The organism is Citrobacter sp. Cf072, from assembly GCF_030334485.1.
GTDB classification, from domain to species: Bacteria; Pseudomonadota; Gammaproteobacteria; order Enterobacterales; family Enterobacteriaceae; genus Citrobacter; species Citrobacter freundii.
The window spans coordinates 414,155-432,098 of sequence record NZ_JAOWDX010000044.1; the positions used below are offsets into that span (position 1 = coordinate 414,155).

Annotated in this window: 18 protein-coding genes; 10 read left to right on the top strand and 8 right to left on the bottom strand. The window is 50.9% G+C overall.

Translation table 11 applies throughout. The annotated features are described in order from the left end of the window. Nucleotides 1-21: 21 nt before the first annotated feature. Nucleotides 22-573 (bottom strand): adenine phosphoribosyltransferase, encoded by a 552-nt coding sequence (gene apt / locus OGX66_RS10995; protein WP_003021759.1) that lies wholly within the window; start codon nt 571-573, stop codon nt 22-24. Between the two features lie 193 nt (nt 574-766). Continuing rightward, on the bottom strand, nt 767-1,144 hold the full coding sequence (locus OGX66_RS11000; RefSeq protein ID WP_003847534.1) for a DUF454 family protein: 378 nt from the start codon (nt 1,142-1,144) through the stop codon (nt 767-769). A 69-nt stretch (nt 1,145-1,213) separates the two neighbouring features. Here OGX66_RS11000 and priC point away from each other — a divergent pair, with 69 nt between their 5' ends. Further along, nucleotides 1,214-1,741, top strand: coding sequence for a primosomal replication protein N'' (priC, locus tag OGX66_RS11005; RefSeq protein WP_048233189.1), 528 nt, complete (start codon nt 1,214-1,216; stop codon nt 1,739-1,741). A gap of 14 nt (nt 1,742-1,755) precedes the next feature. Continuing rightward, a complete protein-coding gene (rsmS, locus tag OGX66_RS11010) occupies nt 1,756-1,917 on the top strand; it encodes a pleiotropic regulatory protein RsmS (protein ID WP_003021750.1) in 162 nt (53 codons plus the stop codon). A 75-nt stretch (nt 1,918-1,992) separates the two neighbouring features. On the opposite strand, the gene mscK is transcribed toward rsmS, so the two are convergent. Next, entirely contained in the window at nt 1,993-5,358 is a 3,366-nt protein-coding gene (mscK, locus tag OGX66_RS11015) for a mechanosensitive channel MscK (protein ID WP_088902652.1), read from the bottom strand. Between the two features lie 126 nt (nt 5,359-5,484). Further along, nucleotides 5,485-6,135, bottom strand: coding sequence for a multidrug efflux transporter transcriptional repressor AcrR (gene acrR / locus OGX66_RS11020; protein WP_003021744.1), 651 nt, complete (start codon nt 6,133-6,135; stop codon nt 5,485-5,487). A 141-nt stretch (nt 6,136-6,276) separates the two neighbouring features. On the opposite strand from acrR, the gene acrA reads away from it, so the two are divergent. The 6 genes from acrA to OGX66_RS11050 all read left to right on the top strand — a co-directional run bounded on the left by acrA (nt 6,277) and on the right by OGX66_RS11050 (nt 13,071). Continuing rightward, entirely contained in the window at nt 6,277-7,470 is a 1,194-nt protein-coding gene (acrA, locus tag OGX66_RS11025; RefSeq protein ID WP_088902653.1) for a multidrug efflux RND transporter periplasmic adaptor subunit AcrA, read from the top strand. 22 nt (nt 7,471-7,492) lie between these two features. Next, complete coding sequence (gene acrB / locus OGX66_RS11030) at nt 7,493-10,642, top strand: efflux RND transporter permease AcrB (RefSeq protein ID WP_003021736.1); 3,150 nt, start codon at nt 7,493-7,495, stop codon at nt 10,640-10,642. A 488-nt stretch (nt 10,643-11,130) separates the two neighbouring features. Then, nucleotides 11,131-11,505: an Hha toxicity modulator TomB gene (gene tomB, locus OGX66_RS11035; RefSeq protein WP_003021733.1), complete on the top strand. Its 375-nt coding sequence runs from the start codon at nt 11,131-11,133 to the stop codon at nt 11,503-11,505. Between the two features lie 27 nt (nt 11,506-11,532). Then, nucleotides 11,533-11,751 (top strand): hemolysin expression-modulating protein Hha, encoded by a 219-nt coding sequence (gene hha, locus OGX66_RS11040; RefSeq protein ID WP_002892050.1) that lies wholly within the window; start codon nt 11,533-11,535, stop codon nt 11,749-11,751. A 181-nt stretch (nt 11,752-11,932) separates the two neighbouring features. After that, complete coding sequence (maa, locus tag OGX66_RS11045) at nt 11,933-12,484, top strand: maltose O-acetyltransferase (protein WP_044712836.1); 552 nt, start codon at nt 11,933-11,935, stop codon at nt 12,482-12,484. 116 nt (nt 12,485-12,600) lie between these two features. Continuing rightward, entirely contained in the window at nt 12,601-13,071 is a 471-nt protein-coding gene (locus OGX66_RS11050) for a YlaC family protein (RefSeq protein ID WP_003021724.1), read from the top strand. Between the two features lie 77 nt (nt 13,072-13,148). On the opposite strand, the gene ykgO is transcribed toward OGX66_RS11050, so the two are convergent. Next, nucleotides 13,149-13,289 (bottom strand): type B 50S ribosomal protein L36, encoded by a 141-nt coding sequence (ykgO, locus tag OGX66_RS11055; RefSeq protein WP_005125190.1) that lies wholly within the window; start codon nt 13,287-13,289, stop codon nt 13,149-13,151. A gap of 1 nt (nt 13,290) precedes the next feature. Continuing rightward, nucleotides 13,291-13,551 (bottom strand): type B 50S ribosomal protein L31, encoded by a 261-nt coding sequence (locus tag OGX66_RS11060; protein WP_003021719.1) that lies wholly within the window; start codon nt 13,549-13,551, stop codon nt 13,291-13,293. Nucleotides 13,552-13,739: 188 nt separating this feature from the next. Between OGX66_RS11060 and pdeB the strand changes: the two genes are divergently transcribed. Beyond that, complete coding sequence (pdeB, locus tag OGX66_RS11065) at nt 13,740-15,293, top strand: cyclic di-3',5'-guanosine monophosphate phosphodiesterase PdeB (protein ID WP_044712838.1); 1,554 nt, start codon at nt 13,740-13,742, stop codon at nt 15,291-15,293. A gap of 51 nt (nt 15,294-15,344) precedes the next feature. Here pdeB and OGX66_RS11070 read toward each other — a convergent pair whose 3' ends face one another. Further along, nucleotides 15,345-15,698 carry a DUF1428 domain-containing protein gene (locus tag OGX66_RS11070; protein ID WP_003831033.1) on the bottom strand — a complete coding sequence of 118 codons (354 nt, stop codon included), beginning with the start codon at nt 15,696-15,698 and terminating at the stop codon, nt 15,345-15,347. 64 nt (nt 15,699-15,762) lie between these two features. After that, nucleotides 15,763-16,392, bottom strand: coding sequence for a membrane protein YczE (yczE, locus tag OGX66_RS11075; protein WP_003835929.1), 630 nt, complete (start codon nt 16,390-16,392; stop codon nt 15,763-15,765). Nucleotides 16,393-16,479: 87 nt separating this feature from the next. Here yczE and yczR point away from each other — a divergent pair, with 87 nt between their 5' ends. Beyond that, the gene (gene yczR / locus OGX66_RS11080; RefSeq protein ID WP_032936970.1) at nt 16,480-17,907 is read left to right on the top strand and encodes a MocR-like transcription factor YczR; all 1,428 of its coding nucleotides are present in this window, start codon (nt 16,480-16,482) and stop codon (nt 17,905-17,907) included. Nucleotides 17,908-17,944 lie beyond the last annotated feature (37 nt).

The window sequence follows — 17,944 nt, forward strand, 5'->3', positions numbered from 1 at the left end:
GGCAAAAAAGATAGCCCTAAATTAGTGGCCCGGGAATGGAACTAGGCTATAACAGGTCAGCCCCTGCTTTTCCAGACGCTGCTCGCCGCCCAGATCAAACAGGTTAATGATAAAGGCAGCATCGGTCACTTCGCCACCCAGACGGCGGATCAGCTTCACGGTCGCTTCAATCGTGCCACCAGTTGCCAGAAGATCGTCCACAACCAGGACTTTATCACCCGGTTTGATGGCATCAACGTGGATTTCCAGCTGATCGGTGCCGTACTCCAGCTCATAGGTCTCAGCAATAACTTCACGCGGAAGCTTACGCGGTTTGCGTACCGGAACAAAGCCGACGCCCAGCCCCAACGCTACCGGCGCGCCAAACAGGAAGCCACGCGCTTCGGTGCCAACCACTTTAGTGATCCCCGCATTTTTGTAGCGCTCAACCAGCAATTCAATGCTGAGGGCGTAGGCTTTCGGATCTTCCAGTAAACTGGTGACATCACGGAAAAGAATGCCCGGTTTTGGGTAGTCGTGGATGCTTTTGATGCTATTTTTGAGAAACTCAAGCTGCTGTGCAGTCGCGGTCATAAGTTTGTGCCTGATTAATACAGTATTACTTCACGGCGCACTATACACTTCATCCTCGACGTATCTTGAATGATTTTGTGTCTATATTAGGGCCAAGGTTACACTTGGTTAACCTTTGACCATCTGCGCCTGTGCTCGAAAACGGTCGAATTTACTGGCTGCGAGAGACAATTGCAACAGCGATTATTGCGCTTTACTGCTTTTGTTGTTTTTCATCAATCACCGGGATCCGCCACATAAAAATCAGTAAACAGGCGAGAATAACCAGCAGCAGGCCGCGTACCCACATCATATTGACCAGCCAGAGGGAAATAGCAAACGTCACCAGGATCAACAAAATAGCGCGCGGTTTTGCTCCCGGCGGCATCGCGCGATGTTTTTGCCAGTGACGCAGATACCCGCCGAACCACGAACGGTAAAGCAACCAGTCGTGAAAACGCGGCGATGAGCGGGCAAAACACCAGGCGGCCAGCAGTATAAACGGCGTCGTCGGTAACAGAGGCAATACTACGCCCAGCGTACCTAGCACTACCGCTATCCAGCCAATGATGATTAGAATAATGCGTTGCATAATATCAGTACTTAACACAGAGAATCGCTACTTTAGCATAACAGTTCTCATTTTCATCGGAGTGTTGTTGTGAAAACCGCCATGCTGTTACAGACGCTCGAAAACCAGCTTAACCGCCTGCGACAGCGTTGTGCTCCGCTGGCGCACCACACAACGCTTAGCGCCCGCTTTGACAGGCATCTGTTTCACACGCGCAGCACATTGCTGCAGGCCTGCCTGGATGAAGCTGACGATAATCTTACTGCCCTACGTCGCGCCGTTGAGCAGCAACAACTACCACAAATCACCTGGCTTGCGGAACACCTTGCCTCACAGTTAGAGGCGATTTCACGTGAAACTGCCAGTTGGTCGCTACGCGAGTGGGACAGCTCATCTCCAGGTCTGGCGCGCTGGCAGCGCAAGCGGGTCCAACATCAGGAGTTTGAACGCCGTCTGGTTGAAATGACGCGTGAACGCAAAGAGCGTCTGGCTCAGGCTACCGGCTTTGCAGAACAGCAAAAACTGCATCGTGAAGTAGAAGCATTCGAGGCGCGACTGGCGCGCTGCCGTCATGCTCTGGCAAGAATAGAAAACGTGTTGGCGCGTTTAACCCGTTAATCCCCGGAGAATTTATGTCATTAGAGAACGCCCCGGACGAGGTCAAACTAGCCGTCGATTTGATTGTTTTACTTGAGGAAAATCAGGTTGCACCTGAAACCGTACTGAAGGCGCTGGAGATTGTTAAACGGGATTACGAAAAGAAACAGCTCTCTTCTTCAAAAAACGCGCTATAGCTGAAATGCCTGATAGCGTTGCACTTACCAGGCCTACGAATGAATCGAAGCTCGCAGGCCTGATGAGTTTTTCTATTAACCTACCGAAGGCGTCGAATCATCACCTTTAATGATGTCACGCTTAACCTCGGTCACGGTGTCGCCCTTCGCGTTGTGCAGGTGCACTTCAAGCTGGTTAAAGGCGATATCAATGTCGTTTTCACGGCACAAACGATCGACCGCACGGTTCAGTTCATCAACCGTGTGACTACGATCGCGCAGTTCACGCACGTATAAACGCAGTTCATGATCCAGCGTGCTGGCGCCGAAGGCGGTAAAGAACACAGCAGGCTCCGGATCGTGCATCACTTTCGGGTGTTCCATCGCCGCCTGCAGCAGCACTTTCTTCACTTTGTCCAGATCCGAACCGTAGGCCACGCCGATGCGGATCACCAGACGCGTGGTGGTATCGGAAAGCGACCAGTTGATCAAACGCTCCGTCACAAAGGCTTTGTTCGGGATGATCACCTCTTTGCGATCGAAGTCGGTAATGGTGGTGGCACGGATACGGATCTTGCTGACCGTTCCTGAGAACGTACCGATAGTCACGGTATCGCCGATGCGGACCGGGCGTTCAAACAAAATAATCAGACCCGAAACAAAGTTACCGAAGATTTCCTGCAAACCAAAACCAAGACCAACCGACAGGGCTGCTGCCAGCCACTGTAGTTTATCCCACGAAACACCGAGCGATCCGAAGACCGTCATCGCGCCGATGGCGATGATCGCGTAGTTAAGGATCGTGGTGATCGCATACGAAGCGCCCTGACGCATCTTCAGTCGCGAGAGCACCAGCACTTCCAACAGGCCGGGTAAGTTACGGATCAGCGCCCACGCGACCATTGAGGCAATAATCGCAAACAGCAGGCTACCCATGGTGACGTCTTTCACTACTGCCGCACCCGCTTCGGTACCGTTGTAATGCCAGAGCGTAATGCTGTCGAGATAGCTGAACACGGTGATCAAATCAGACCAAATGGCCCAGAACAAGACACCAAACAGGGCAACCATCACCAGCATAGTTATACGCAGCGTTTGCTGGTTAACCTGCTCAAGCGCGATGGTCGGTTCTTCCTGCGGTTCGGCACCTTCCGCACCTTCTTTCACCAGGTTCTGACGACGCGCCAGCGCACGACGCCAGGCGATACGGCGTGCCGCGACGCTCAATCCACGCAGTACGGTCTGGTACAGCAGGTTCCAGAGAATGACCAGATAAACCGTTTCAATCCAGCGTCCCGCCAGACGCAGCGTGGTGTAGAAATAGCCGGTCGCCGTCAGCACCATTAATGCTATCGGGATAATAGACAGCACGGTAATCGTCACCAGACGCAGACCGTGCGACTCTTTATCACGCCAGCTTTCGCGGCACATTGGCCATACCAGGAAGGCGATCAGCAGCAGGTTGAGGAAAATCACCACCTGACCCAGCACATCGTCCATCAGATTGAGCGGTGACAGTTCAGCAATGACCGACCAAAAATTAAGCGGCAACAGCGCCAGGCTAATACGCACGATTTGGCGGCGCCAATGGCTAGTTTGTTTTGCTGGCATACCAAAATGACGAATTGCCACGCCATCTTTTTCCAGCACCTTCCAGCACAAACCAAACACCAGCCAGAAGACTGTCATCTTCTTACTGAACGCCCACAGTAGGTCGCTGATATTCAACTGCATGGTAAGCAGAATCAGACCTACCGCAAGGATAATCAGGCACGCCGGCAAGGCTCTGATGAGATCGATCAGAATCGCTTTTGGCGTGTTGAGCTGACTGTCATTACGCAGGTTACCCACCGCAGCGGCTAATTTCGCCTGATACTCTTTCAACCATTTCAGACGCCAGCGGATTAACCCGGCAATGAGCAGCAGCGGCAATCCCGCCAGGAACGCAATAAATACTGCGGGCCACGCTTTTTCCCAGTTCACCGTGATTTTCATCGACTTAAACTGGTCTTTAAGCGTTTGCGGGAAAGCTTTGATCCAGTCCCAGTCCATCGGACGGTTACTGTTAACCCAGAAAATCTGCTGCGTGAGGATCCCTTTCAGGTTTTTCGACACGCTCATTAACTGCTGCTGGTTAATTTGCAGATTAATCGCCATCATCAGCTGGTTGCCCAGTTGCTTATTGAGCTGATCCAACAGTTCACGACGCATATCCACAACCTGCAGTAAGGCATCATGGACTTCGCCGTTAACTTCGTTGCTGTGCCCTTCTTCCAGTTTGGCGACAAACGCATCATTCTGGAACAGCGCGTCGCGCTGCTGGTTGACCTCGAACTGCTCCAGACGCAAGTCGGCGATCCGATTGGTCATATCGGCAAGTTCATCCGCCGACGGCAGCGTTTGTTGTTGCTGATACAGAATACGCGACAGCAGCAGACTGCCTTTCAGAACGGCGATCTGTTCTTTAATGTTACGTTCGGATTGCAGCGCGCGGTCAAGCCAGTTTTTGACTTTGATATTTTGCTGCATCAGGCTGTTGCCGTTTTCGGTCGCGGCAATCAGACGCTGGCTGAGCTGATGGTTAACATCAAGCTCCTGCTTCACTAACGGATTGGACTGAATACGCTCGGCTTCATCCGGCGTGACTGCTTCCTGCGCCGTTTTTTCGGTTAACGTCAGTCGCTTGCTGTTCACCGCTTCCTGCAGGAGCTGGAGCTGATGCTCAAGGCGGTTACTGTTCGCCGTCACGTAATCACGTTGTTTTTGCAAGGTATCTTGCAAAATCGTATTACCTTCAAGGCTCTTACGCTGTTGGTCGATCTGCGCATTCAGCAGCGCCTGCTGCGCCTGTAACAGCACCTGCTGGCTGGGGCGTAAAGCACCTTCGCCTACATTAGTACCATCAAGTCGGTTGCGGATTTGCTGCATCTGCTGCGACGCGGTGTACATCGCATTTTGTACGCGCTCTGGCTGAGTCTGGAGCGACACCAGCTGGCTGTTATACGTGGCCAGATCGTTTTGCGAGCTTTGCAGGTCATCGAGCACCTGCGCGACGCGTGACTCAAGCTGTCGTAAGGAAAGCGTGCTCAGCGTTTTTCGCGTTTCGTCGTCATTGTCGACATCGCTGAGCGAATTTAGCGCATCCGTCGCCTGGCGCATTTTCTCCGGCGCCTGGGCCACTTTCTGGCGAAGCTGTACGGTCTCATCTTTCACGCGATCGATTTTATCCAGCGTGGCGATAGTATCGATGAGATCCTGTTGGACCAGCTTATCCTGCGCGGAGAGATCTTTTTGTTTACTCAGTGCGTCCAGTTGGCTCTGAATATCTGCTTTCGTCGGCAGTTCACCACTCTGTTGCGCCCGCGCAAATGCAGATGACTGGCAGGATAACAATAGAATGAAGAAAAGTATGCTAATAGCAATTACATGCTGTGAACGTTTATAGAGCTGCAACATAGTCATGAGAATGAATGTTTCTGAACCGGGAAAGTGACCGGAAATAGTCAAGCGGCAAGAATATCACGGCTGTGACCGGCAGAATAGCAGCAGGCAAAACGACCAGGAGAATTCCTGGTGCAGAATGGCAAACTAGCTTGTCTCTCCTGCCTGCAGGCGCAAGCTTGGACAAAGCAGACACATCTCCAGCAGCACCGCCACGTACTGACGAGCCTCATTCTTCAGATCAAACGATTCGGGAGCAAATAACCAGTTCTCCATGATCCCGGAAATATAGCTACGCATTAACACCGCTACACGACGTGTGTTCAGGTTTTCCGGCAACATGTTGACATCCATACAGTGGCGTAACGTTTTTTCTATACGGTCATAGTTTTCCAGACACAGGCTACGTTCGACTAACTGAACTGATGCTATTTCCCCGACAAATTCGCATTTGTGGAATATAATCTCCATCAATAAACGTCGGCGTTCTTCTGTCACGGTAGTTTCAAGAACGTAAATTAAAATTTCTCTTAATACTGATAGTGGATCGTCAGGGAATTTTGCCTGATACTCAGTCTCTAACTCATCAATGTTAGGTTTTGCTAGCTCCCAGATTTCACTGAATAAATCCGATTTGTTTTTGAAATGCCAATAGATTGCACCGCGCGTCACACCAGCGGCTTTTGCGATCTCAGCCAGCGAGGTGGATGAGACCCCTTGTTGCGAAAACATACGCAGAGCGACATCAAGAATGTGTTGTCGTGTTTCCTGTGCTTGTTGTTTGGTTTTTCGTGCCATAGGTCAGTGAATTTACAGGCGTTAGATTTACATACATTTGTGAATGTATGTACCATAGCACGACGATAATATAAACGCAGCAATGGGTTTATGGGCTTTAAGCCATTGATCAATTTGAAATCGGACACTCGAGGTTTACATATGAACAAAAACAGAGGGTTAACGCCTCTGGCAGTCGTTCTGATGCTCTCAGGCAGCTTAGCGCTAACAGGATGTGACGACAAACAGGCCCAGCAAGGGGGCCAGCAAATGCCAGAGGTTGGAGTTGTTACGCTCAAAACTGAACCTCTACAGATCACAACCGAACTTCCGGGTCGCACCAGTGCGTTTCGTATTGCTGAAGTTCGTCCTCAGGTTAGCGGGATTATCCTGAAACGTAATTTCACGGAAGGTGGTGACATCGAAGCGGGTGTATCTCTCTATCAGATTGATCCTGCTACTTACCAGGCCGCTTATGAAAGTGCAAAAGGCGATCTGGCCAAAGCACAAGCCGCAGCAAATATTGCTCAACTGACGGTGAAACGTTATCAGAAACTGTTGGGTACTAAGTACATCAGCCAACAGGACTACGATAGCGCGTTGGCTGACGCACAGCAGGCAAACGCCGCCGTTGTTGCCGCGAAAGCTGCGGTAGAAACTGCACGCATCAATCTGGCTTACACCAAAGTGACGTCACCGATCAGCGGTCGCATTGGTAAATCATCCGTTACGGAAGGCGCTCTGGTGCAAAACGGTCAGGCGACCGCACTGGCGACCGTTCAGCAGTTGGATCCCATCTATGTAGACGTGACGCAGTCAAGCAACGACTTCCTGCGCCTGAAACAAGAGCTGGCCAACGGCACGCTGAAGCAAGAGAACGGTAAAGCGAAAGTCGAACTGGTGACCAATGACGGCATTAAATACCCGCAGTCCGGTACGCTGGAATTTTCTGATGTGACGGTAGATCAAACCACTGGGTCGATTACGTTACGCGCAATTTTCCCGAACCCGGATCATACCTTACTGCCGGGTATGTTCGTCCGCGCACGTCTGGAAGAAGGGATTAACCCAACAGCATTACTGGTTCCACAGCAAGGCGTTACCCGCACACCGCGTGGCGATGCCAGTGCATTGGTTATCGGTGCAGACAACAAAGTTGAAACTCGTCAAATTGTCGCCGCACAAGCGATTGGCGACAAATGGTTAGTCACTGATGGACTTAAGCCGGGCGACCGCGTGATTGTTACTGGGCTGCAGAAAGTACGTCCTGGCGCGCAGGTAAAAGCGCAGGAAATCACCGCTGAAAACAACCAGCAAGGCCAAAGCGGTAGCCAGCCTGAACAGTCCAAGTCTTAACTTAAACAGGAGCCGTTAAGACATGCCTAATTTCTTTATCGATCGCCCAATATTTGCGTGGGTGATCGCCATTATCATCATGTTGGCAGGGGGGCTCGCGATCCTCAAATTGCCGGTAGCGCAATATCCGACTATTGCACCGCCAGCAGTGACGATCTCCGCGACCTATCCTGGCGCTGATGCCAAAACAGTACAGGATACTGTTACGCAGGTTATCGAACAGAATATGAACGGTATCGATAACCTGATGTACATGTCCTCAAACAGTGACTCCACGGGTACCGTGCAGATCACCCTGACCTTCCAGTCTGGTACTGATGCGGATATCGCACAGGTACAGGTGCAGAACAAACTGCAGCTGGCCATGCCGTTGCTGCCTCAGGAAGTACAGCAGCAAGGGGTTAGCGTTGAGAAGTCATCCAGCAGCTTCCTGATGGTTGTTGGTGTTATCAACACCAACGGCACCATGACGCAGGAGGATATTTCCGACTACGTTGGCGCCAACATGAAGGATGCCATTAGCCGTACTTCAGGGGTGGGCGACGTTCAGCTGTTTGGTTCTCAGTACGCGATGCGTATCTGGATGGATCCGAACAAACTGAACAACTTCCAGCTGACACCGGTTGATGTAATCAGCGCCATCAAAGCGCAGAACGCCCAGGTTGCAGCCGGTCAGTTAGGTGGTACGCCGCCGGTGAAAGGTCAGCAGCTTAACGCATCGATCATTGCGCAAACCCGTCTGACCTCCGCTGATGAGTTCGGCAAAATCCTGCTGAAAGTGAATCAGGATGGTTCACAGGTTCGTCTGCGTGACGTAGCGAAAGTGGAACTGGGCGGTGAGAACTACGACATCATTGCGAAGTTCAACGGTAAACCGGCATCCGGTCTGGGTATCAAGCTGGCAACAGGTGCTAACGCCCTGGACACCGCAAACGCTATCCGCGAAGAACTGAAGAAGATGGAGCCGTTCTTCCCGTCAGGTCTGAAGATCGTTTACCCGTATGACACCACGCCGTTCGTGAAAATTTCTATTCACGAAGTAGTGAAAACGCTGGCAGAAGCAATCATCCTCGTGTTCCTGGTAATGTATCTGTTCCTGCAGAACTTCCGCGCGACGCTGATTCCGACTATCGCCGTGCCGGTGGTACTCTTGGGTACGTTTGCCGTCCTGGCGATTTTCGGCTTCTCAATAAATACCCTGACGATGTTCGGGATGGTGCTCGCCATCGGCCTGCTGGTGGATGACGCCATCGTTGTGGTCGAGAACGTTGAACGTGTAATGGCTGAGGAAGGACTACCGCCGAAGGAAGCAACGCGAAAATCGATGGGCCAGATTCAGGGCGCATTGGTGGGTATCGCGATGGTGCTGTCAGCGGTATTTATCCCAATGGCGTTCTTCGGTGGGTCGACCGGTGCAATTTACCGTCAGTTCTCCATCACCATTGTTTCCGCGATGGCGCTGTCTGTACTGGTGGCATTGATTCTGACCCCTGCCCTGTGTGCGACCATGCTCAAACCGATTGCTAAAGGCGATCACGGAGAAGGCAAAAAAGGCTTCTTCGGCTGGTTTAACCGCATGTTCGATAAGAGCACGCATCATTACACCGATAGCGTGGGCGGTATTCTGCGCAGCACCGGTCGTTATCTGGCGCTGTATCTGATTATCGTTGTGGGCATGGCCTATCTGTTCGTTCGTCTGCCAAGTTCGTTCCTGCCAGATGAAGACCAGGGGGTATTCCTGTCTATGGCTCAGCTGCCAGCGGGTGCGACGCAAGAGCGTACCCAGAAGGTACTGGACGAAATGACGGATTACTACCTGACCAAGGAAAAAGCGAACGTTGAATCGGTGTTTGCCGTTAACGGTTTCGGTTTTGCTGGTCGTGGTCAGAACACCGGCATCGCGTTCGTTTCTTTGAAAGACTGGAGCGAACGTCCTGGCGAAGAGAACAAGGTTGAAGCGATTACTCAGCGTGCAATGGGCGCATTCTCGCAGATTAAAGACGCGATGGTCTTTGCCTTTAACCTGCCAGCGATTGTGGAGTTAGGGACCGCAACCGGTTTTGACTTCCAGTTGATTGACCAGGCGGGTCTGGGCCATGAGAAGCTGACTCAGGCGCGTAACCAACTGTTTGGTGAAGTCGCGAAGCATCCTGATCTGTTGGTCGGTGTTCGTCCTAACGGTCTGGAAGATACGCCGCAGTTCAAGATCGATATCGATCAGGAAAAAGCGCAGGCTCTGGGCGTTTCCATTAGTGATATTAATACAACGCTGGGTGCAGCATGGGGTGGAAGCTACGTGAATGACTTCATCGACCGTGGTCGTGTGAAGAAAGTTTACGTCATGTCTGAAGCGAAATACCGTATGTTGCCAGAAGATATTGGCAACTGGTATGTCCGCGGTAGCGATGGACAGATGGTACCGTTCTCCGCCTTCTCAACCTCACGTTGGGAATACGGTTCGCCGCGTCTGGAACGCTATAACGGTTTGCCTTCCATGGAAATCTTAGGCCAGGCCGCTCCGGGTAAAAGTACCGGTGAAGCCATGGCGATGATGGAGCAACTGGCCAGCAAACTGCCATCCGGTATCGGTTATGACTGGACCGGTATGTCCTACCAGGAACGACTGTCCGGCAACCAGGCTCCTGCCTTGTATGCCATTTCACTGATCGTCGTATTCTTGTGTCTGGCAGCGTTGTACGAGAGCTGGTCAATTCCGTTCTCCGTAATGCTGGTTGTACCGCTGGGTGTTATCGGTGCATTGCTGGCAGCAACGTTCCGCGGCCTGACCAACGACGTTTACTTCCAGGTAGGCCTGCTTACAACCATTGGGTTGTCGGCGAAGAACGCGATACTTATCGTCGAATTCGCCAAAGACTTGATGGATAAAGAGGGTAAAGGTCTGATAGAGGCGACGCTGGACGCAGTACGCATGCGTTTACGTCCAATCCTGATGACGTCACTGGCCTTTATTCTGGGCGTAATGCCGCTGGTCATCAGCTCCGGCGCAGGCTCCGGTGCGCAGAACGCCGTTGGTACTGGCGTAATGGGTGGGATGGTGACGGCAACCGTGTTGGCGATCTTCTTTGTTCCGGTGTTCTTTGTGGTGGTACGCCGCCGCTTTAGCCGCAAAAATGAAGATATTGAGCATAGCCACTCAGTAGAGCATCATTGATACATCTCTAAAGATAAGGCCGCGCAAGCGGCCTTTTTTCTGGAAAAATCATAAAAATCACTTATTGCCATTCCGTTTATTTTCTATCGGGTAAATAAGCGATATAATCCTTGCAGCCTTAAAGGCTATTCTTAAAAAAACAGCGAGAGTTCTTATTTACTTTAATAAATATTAAGATTAATCCTATCCACTGGTTTTCATTGTCGGTTGTTGCCTTTCGTTGCTAAACCTAAACAAGATAACCCGATGATTGCCCGAAGAATAAAGAAACTGTCCCATTTCGAATTGCGGCATTTATCTGTTAAAATGTAAAAATGACGTAGCATCATAATTTTACATAATTGTAATTTTTCGTGATATGACGATGAAATCTTTTTTAGAGTAGATTATAGTTAAATCATCAGGAGTCGCGGGCAACTTCCAGGTAGTTGTTGTATCCATCCCGAAAGGTGTTCGGTTAGTTTAAGCCACTAAGAAGGGGATGCGTTATGGATGAATACTCACCCAAAAGACATGATATCGCGCAGCTTAAATTTCTCTGCGAAACTCTGTATCATGACTGTCTTGCAAACCTTGAACAAAGTAACCATGGCTGGGTTAATGACCCTACCTCTGCAACCAGCTTGCAGCTCAATGAACTGATAGAGCATATTGCAACCTTCGCACTTAATTATAAAATTAAGTACAATGAGGACAATAAGCTGATCGCGCAGATAGATGAATACCTGGATGACACTTTTATGTTGTTCAGCAGTTATGGTATTAATACGCAGGATCTGCAGAAATGGCGGAAGTCAGGTAATCGACTGTTTCGCTGTTTTGTCAATGCCACCAGGGCTAATCCTGTTAGTTTGTCTTGTTAAAAATTATTACAATCATAGGTAAGAGTTATGTCCGATAAACCATTAACTAAAACAGATTATTTGATGCGCCTGCGACGTTGCCAGACAATTGATACGCTAGAGCGCGTTATTGAAAAAAATAAATATGAATTGTCCGACAACGAACTGGCTGTATTTTACTCAGCAGCAGATCATCGCCTTGCTGAATTGACCATGAATAAGCTTTACGACAAGATCCCAACTTCTGTTTGGAAATTCATTCGCTAATTGCACTCAAGGTTAAGTCAGGTATAGCGGCACAGTTGTCTGGCTAACCATTTTCGTATTTACAATGGTTATTTAATTCAAATCACGTGACTATGATCACAGCAAAGAAGCGGGAACGTTCCCCTTGCTTGCATTACGTTTTACTGTGCTGAAATAACCTTCAGTACACAGGGAAATCGTAATGCGTAATGAAAAGCAAAAAATGATCGCCGGCGAATACTATCGCCCGGCAGATGAAACGCTGCGCAGTGACCGACTACGCGCTCGTCAATTGATCCATCGCTACAATCTCACCGCTCCCGATGAAAAAAATGAGCGTCAGGCAATCCTGCATGATCTGTTAGGTCAGAGTGAGGGTGCCTATATTGAACCCTCTTTCCGGTGTGATTACGGTTATAACATCTATCTTGGTAAAGACTTTTACGCTAATTTCGAATGCGTTATGCTCGACGTCTGTCCAATTCATATTGGCGACAACTGCATGCTGGCACCTGGCGTTCATATCTATACCGCGACCCATCCGCTGGATGCTACCGAGCGCAACAGTGGCCTTGAGTTCGGAAAGCCCGTGACTATCGGCAATAATGTCTGGATAGGTGGCCGTGCAGTGATCAATCCTGGCGTCACGCTGGGCGATAACGTGGTTGTGGCATCAGGCGCAGTAGTCACTAAAAGCGTTCCAGCAAACACCGTGGTTGGGGGCAATCCCGCAAGGATCATCAAAACGCTGTGATCTTAAATGTAACTGTTATGCTAAATTGCGGTTAATCTGTTACTTTCTTAAAAGGGTATCCCCTTTTAAAATAGGGCGATCCCTCCTGAATTTTGCAGATATCATGAAGGCAAGAGATGACAGAAATACAGCGCCTGCTTACTGAAACAATCGACGACTTAAATATTCGCGAGAAGCGCGACAACAAACCGCGCTTTAGCATCAGCTTTATTCGCAAACACCCTGGGCTGTTTATCGGCATGTATGTTGCCTGGTTTGCCACGCTGGCGGTGATGCTACAGTCAGAAACGTTAGTCGATTCAGTATGGCTGCTGGTGGTGCTGTTCGTTGTACTCAACGGCTTTTTCTTTTTCGACGTTGCGCCACGGTACCGCTTTGAAGATATCGACGTTCTGGATTTTAGAGTTTGCTATAACGGAGAATGGTACAACACGCGCTTTGTCCCCTCCTCACTCATCGATACTATCCTGCACTCACCGTCCGTGGATAGCGAACATAAAGCACAGCTGCAAAAGATGATATCGCGCAAAGGCGAACTCTCGTTTTACGATGTCTTTACGCTTACCCGCGCCCAGACCACCCAGTAACGGTATCTCAACGCAGATAAAAAAGTGCGTTCCAGCCCAGGCAACGCACTTTAATCCCTGAAATGCTGGCAAAGAAACTAACGTCTCTTTTTACGCCCCTGTACTGCTTTAAAGCGCGGATTCGTTTTGCAGATAACGTACAAACGCCCTTTGCGTTTTACTATCTGGCAGTCAGGATGGCGCTGTTTTGCGCTGCGAAGTGAATTGAGTACCTGCATTTTAACCCCGCTTAACGCCAATAAAATGACCAAAACGTTTTTGGAAACGTGCTGCACTACCTTCATTATCAAAGGTTTTTTGTTTCCCGGTATAATACGGATGCGATTTAGAAGAGATATCGAGGGTCACGTACGGGTACATTTCCCCCTCAAACTCAATTTCACGCTCAGTCTTAATGGTCGAACCGACCTTAAAGAATTCATTGGCACTGGTATCGTGAAACACCACAGTACGGTAAAAAGGATGAATATCCGGTTTCATGGCAACCTCAATTTGTTACGTTATAACGTAACCAACAAAATACACCACTCTTGTACAAACCACAATCTGATTTACGCTACAGGGAGTTAAACGGGATGATAAGTGGCCGTAAATATATGATGTCAATCGAATAGCTTTTCGGGGTTTCGGATATACTTTCCCTACGCTGTGTAAATAAGGATATCACTGTGACAACACGACATCTGATAAGCCTGGTGACTGGGGTACTGTTCCTTTCCATCCTCGCGCCTGTAGGTTTAAGCCTGTGGCTTGCACATCGTCAGGTCGAAACGAAATTTATCGATGAACTCGACATGTTCTCAACACGAGTCGCATTACGTACGGAACGCGTAGGCGAGCAGGCGAAAAAAGCATTACGCCATATTGAAGCATTTCAGGGGGTGCCTTGTAGTGATGAGCATCTGCTGGAAATGCGTCGTTTGTCATATAGCTATCGCTATATTCAGGAAGTGCTGTACCTCAAAGATAACGTTCCGCAATGCTCATCTCTGGAAAAAAGAAGCCAGGCAGACGCATTACCACCCGCAATGAAAGTCACTCCTGATGGATATCGCGCATGGCTTACCACGCAAAATGATTTGGGCATCAAGCGCTTTATGGCAGCATTAGGGAGCGAACATTATATTGTGATGGTCGATCCGGGTTCTTTCATTGACGTCATCCCGTTTGGCTCATGGCCGATTGAAGTGACTATCATTGGCACCATGCGCAACGTCGTGGTTGCCAGTAGCGCCGATCTGCCATCGGACGTTTTGCAGCATATACAGCAAGAACGATCGATTACCCATTTTAACAAAGATGGCAGCATTTATAACGCCCGCCCCTTTCCTGAGTTGGGCATCACGATCGTAACCTGGGCGTCTACCCTGCCATTGCAAAAAACCTGGCACCGGCAGGCACTGATCTGGCTCCCGGCAGGCATTCTTATCGGCTTGCTCACCGCCGCCTTTATTTTGCGTATTTTGCGCCGCTTACAGTCGCCCCATCATCAGTTGCAGGACGCTATCCAGCATCGGGACATCAAAGTCCACTATCAACCAATTATCTCGCTCAAAACGGGGAAAGTGGTTGGGGCGGAGGCGCTGGCTCGCTGGCAGCAGGCCGATGGGAGTTATCTGTCACCTGAAATTTTCGTCGCGCTGGCGCATGAAACCGGGCTGACAGAGTCCCTCACCCGGTTGATTATTGAAAGCGTATTTGAAGATTTAGGCAAATGGCTGCGTCAGCATCCTGAGCAGCATATATCCATCAACCTTGAGTCAGCCGATCTGTCCTCCGAAACGCTTCCAGCCCTGTTAAGCCAGAAGGTGAACCACTGGCAACTTAAGCCTGCGCAAATCGCGCTGGAGCTAACTGAACGCGAATTTGCTGACCCAAAAAACAGCGCGCCGTTTATTGCCAAATACCGTCAGGCGGGTCATTCAATCTATATTGATGACTTTGGTACCGGCTATTCCAGCCTGAGTTATTTGCAGGATCTGGATGTAGACATCCTGAAGATAGACAAATCGTTCGTCGATGCACTGGAGTACAACAACGTCACGCCGCATATCATCGAGATAGCAAAAGCGCTGAAACTTGAGATGGTGGCGGAAGGTATCGAAACCGAGAATCAGGAAACCTGGCTACGCAAGCACGGAGTGCAGTACGGTCAAGGCTGGCTTTACAGCAAAGCGCTGCCGAAAACGGAATTTATACTGTGGGCAGAAAAACGGCTTTAACATGGCTGTTGATGTTGAGATGGCTGGCGGCACGCCGCACAGCCAGTCACATCACTCTTCCATAATGGGCGCAAATCCACCGTAGATCATTCGCTTGCCATCAAATGGCATAGATTCACCGAATTCCTTCATACGGGGATCGGACATCATCTTCTGATTCGCCGCGTCGCGGACCTCTTTGGAAGGGTATTCAATCCAGCTGAATACCACTTCTTCATGATCCTGCGCTTTCACAGCCATGCGAAAATCGGTCAATTTGCCGTCGGGGACATCATCTGCCCAGCACTCCACCACGCGCAATGCACCGAATTCCTTGAAAAGCGGAGCTGCTTTTGCCGCCATCGCAATGTACGCCTCCTTGTTTTCAGCGGGTACGGCAACCACAAAGCCATCAACATACTTCATGAGAAAAACCTCCGAAGTGTACTGCGCGGCAAGCCGATTCCGGCCGCGTCAGTCGAGGTTAAGTTTAGTCGCCAGCAGGCGATCGCGCCCCAGGCGTATTCTTGATGCGAATACGTGCCTGCGGCTGATGGCGAAACCACGGCAAGCAAAGCTGAATGAGCGGTCCGATAGCCAAGGCATACAGCACCGTACCAACCCCCACTGTTCCTCCCAGCAACCAACCGATAAGCAGCACCGACACTTCAATTGCGGTTCGAATTCGTCGTACTGGCCAGCCGGTACGTGCGTGGATACCGGTCATCAGACCATCACGCGGACCGGCGCCAAAACCGGCACCAATGTACAGGCTGGTTGCTAACGCATTCAAGATCACCGCTGACACCAACAGCCCGCTGCGCGCCAGCAGGGATTCAAATCCCGGAATCACCAGCAGCGCGGCATCTGCCGCCAGCCCGATCATAATCACGTTGCTCAACGTGCCAAACCCTGGACGCTGGCGCAGCGGTATCCACGCCAGCAGTACCAACACACCCACGGCAATAATCACCACGCCGATATTCATCGACAATAAATTGGCCACGCCCAGGTGAAATACGTTCCACGGATCGGCCCCTAAATCGGCACGGACAAACATCGCCGTCGACACACCGTACAGCGTCAGCCCGATAAACAGCTGAAGTAAACGACGCAGCATGCTTTTCCCCTCTCACTCTCAGATAACTTTCATCATCACCGCAATTGGCACTATGATTAATGTCCAGTTTTCAAAAAGTGGACTGCTATGTCATCACGCCGTTACGGAAGCCAGTCTTTGCAGCGCCTGCTCGGACACTGGCAGGAAAACCCCTCACGAACGCCCATCTGGCGACAGCTGGCAGAAGCGTTACGTCTGCTGATCCTTGATGGTCGACTGGCGCTGGATAGTCGCTTACCCGGCGAACGCGAGCTCGCTGCCGTTCTGCAAGTGAGCCGAACCACCGTCGCCAGCGCCATGGCGCAACTGCGTGAAGAGGGATATCTGGAAAGCCGTCATGGGAGCGGCTCACGGGTGATCCTGCCGGAACACATTCGTCATGTGCCTACACGAACCAGTACCGGTACAGCGCTGGATTTGTCCACGGCGGCGCTGAGTGCCGGTCCCGAAATTCACCATGCTTACCAACAAGCGCTGTTTGCGATGCCGCAGCATTTGCTGAGTTCCGGGTATCTACCACAGGGACTGGCGGTTTTGCGTGAATCCATCGCCCGGCATTATTGCGAACGCGGACTCCCGACGCAGCCCGATGAGATTATGGTCGTGAACGGCGCGGTCAGTGGCCTGGCGCTGATCCTGCGTTTACTCACCGGCCCTGGCGATCGCGTGGTGGTCGATCATCCCACGTATCCGCTGGCGATTGCCGCGATTCAAGGTGCATCATGTCGTCCCGTCGGTGTGTCGCTGCCCGAACACGGTTGGGATACGGCAGGTCTGGTCGCCACCATCGCGCAAACCGCACCGAGAATGGCCTATCTGATGCCGGACTTTCACAATCCGACCGGGCGTTGCATGGACGCTGCAACTCGCCAGGTCGTGGCAGATATTGCTGAAAGGACCCGCACCACGCTGGTGATTGATGAGACCATGGTGAACCTGTGGTATGACGCCCCGCCACCACCGCCGCTTGCCGCATTCAACCGCGATGCGCCGATCATCCTGCTGGGATCTGCCGGGAAAAGCTTTTGGGGAGGATTACGTCTGGGCTGGATTCGGGCGTCGGCGCGAACCATTGCGGCGCTGGTACAAACTCGCGACACCTTCGATTTAGGCTCCCCGGTGCTTGAACAACTCGCCACCAGCTGGCTGCTGGATAATGCCGCCGACTTTCTTCCTGACAGAAGACGGCTACTCACATCGCAGCGAGATCTGTGCTCGGATCTGATGAACGCACATTTCCCGGAGTGGCAGTTTACCCAGCCACAGGGAGGACTCTCTTTTTGGGTTGAACTGCCCGATACGCTGGCAACGCTATTCGCTACGCGCGCCGAAATCGCAGGCATTCAGTTGGGAACCGGTACGCGTTTCGGTCTTGATGGTGCATTTGACCGCTTTTTGCGTATGCCCTTCACATTACCGGATGACACAACGCGTGCCGCCTTCCGGGTGTTGCAACCCATTTGGGATAACCTGCGTTTGCAGGCCAGCAGCGGGAAAATACGTAAAATAATCTAAACGACGAGTCAAAGGACTCGTCCTTGAATGCCGTGAT

Excerpts from the sequence above, each read along its gene's own strand:
- OGX66_RS11070 (WP_003831033.1), bottom strand. The coding sequence starts at position 15,698 with ATGAAGTATGTTGATGGCTTTGTGGTTGCCGTACCCGCTGAAAACAAG.
- OGX66_RS11050 (WP_003021724.1), top strand. The coding sequence starts at position 12,601 with ATGACAGAAATACAGCGCCTGCTTACTGAAACAATCGACGACTTAAAT.
- acrR (WP_003021744.1), bottom strand. The coding sequence starts at position 6,135 with ATGGCACGAAAAACCAAACAACAAGCACAGGAAACACGACAACACATT.
- yczR (WP_032936970.1), top strand. The coding sequence starts at position 16,480 with ATGTCATCACGCCGTTACGGAAGCCAGTCTTTGCAGCGCCTGCTCGGA.
- tomB (WP_003021733.1), top strand. The coding sequence starts at position 11,131 with ATGGATGAATACTCACCCAAAAGACATGATATCGCGCAGCTTAAATTT.
- apt (WP_003021759.1), bottom strand. The coding sequence starts at position 573 with ATGACCGCGACTGCACAGCAGCTTGAGTTTCTCAAAAATAGCATCAAA.
- acrA (WP_088902653.1), top strand. The coding sequence starts at position 6,277 with ATGAACAAAAACAGAGGGTTAACGCCTCTGGCAGTCGTTCTGATGCTC.
- ykgO (WP_005125190.1), bottom strand. The coding sequence starts at position 13,289 with ATGCAGGTACTCAATTCACTTCGCAGCGCAAAACAGCGCCATCCTGAC.
- acrB (WP_003021736.1), top strand. The coding sequence starts at position 7,493 with ATGCCTAATTTCTTTATCGATCGCCCAATATTTGCGTGGGTGATCGCC.
- hha (WP_002892050.1), top strand. The coding sequence starts at position 11,533 with ATGTCCGATAAACCATTAACTAAAACAGATTATTTGATGCGCCTGCGA.
- OGX66_RS11000 (WP_003847534.1), bottom strand. The coding sequence starts at position 1,144 with ATGCAACGCATTATTCTAATCATCATTGGCTGGATAGCGGTAGTGCTA.
- maa (WP_044712836.1), top strand. The coding sequence starts at position 11,933 with ATGCGTAATGAAAAGCAAAAAATGATCGCCGGCGAATACTATCGCCCG.
- yczE (WP_003835929.1), bottom strand. The coding sequence starts at position 16,392 with ATGCTGCGTCGTTTACTTCAGCTGTTTATCGGGCTGACGCTGTACGGT.
- rsmS (WP_003021750.1), top strand. The coding sequence starts at position 1,756 with ATGTCATTAGAGAACGCCCCGGACGAGGTCAAACTAGCCGTCGATTTG.
- OGX66_RS11060 (WP_003021719.1), bottom strand. The coding sequence starts at position 13,551 with ATGAAACCGGATATTCATCCTTTTTACCGTACTGTGGTGTTTCACGAT.
- mscK (WP_088902652.1), bottom strand. The coding sequence starts at position 5,358 with ATGACTATGTTGCAGCTCTATAAACGTTCACAGCATGTAATTGCTATT.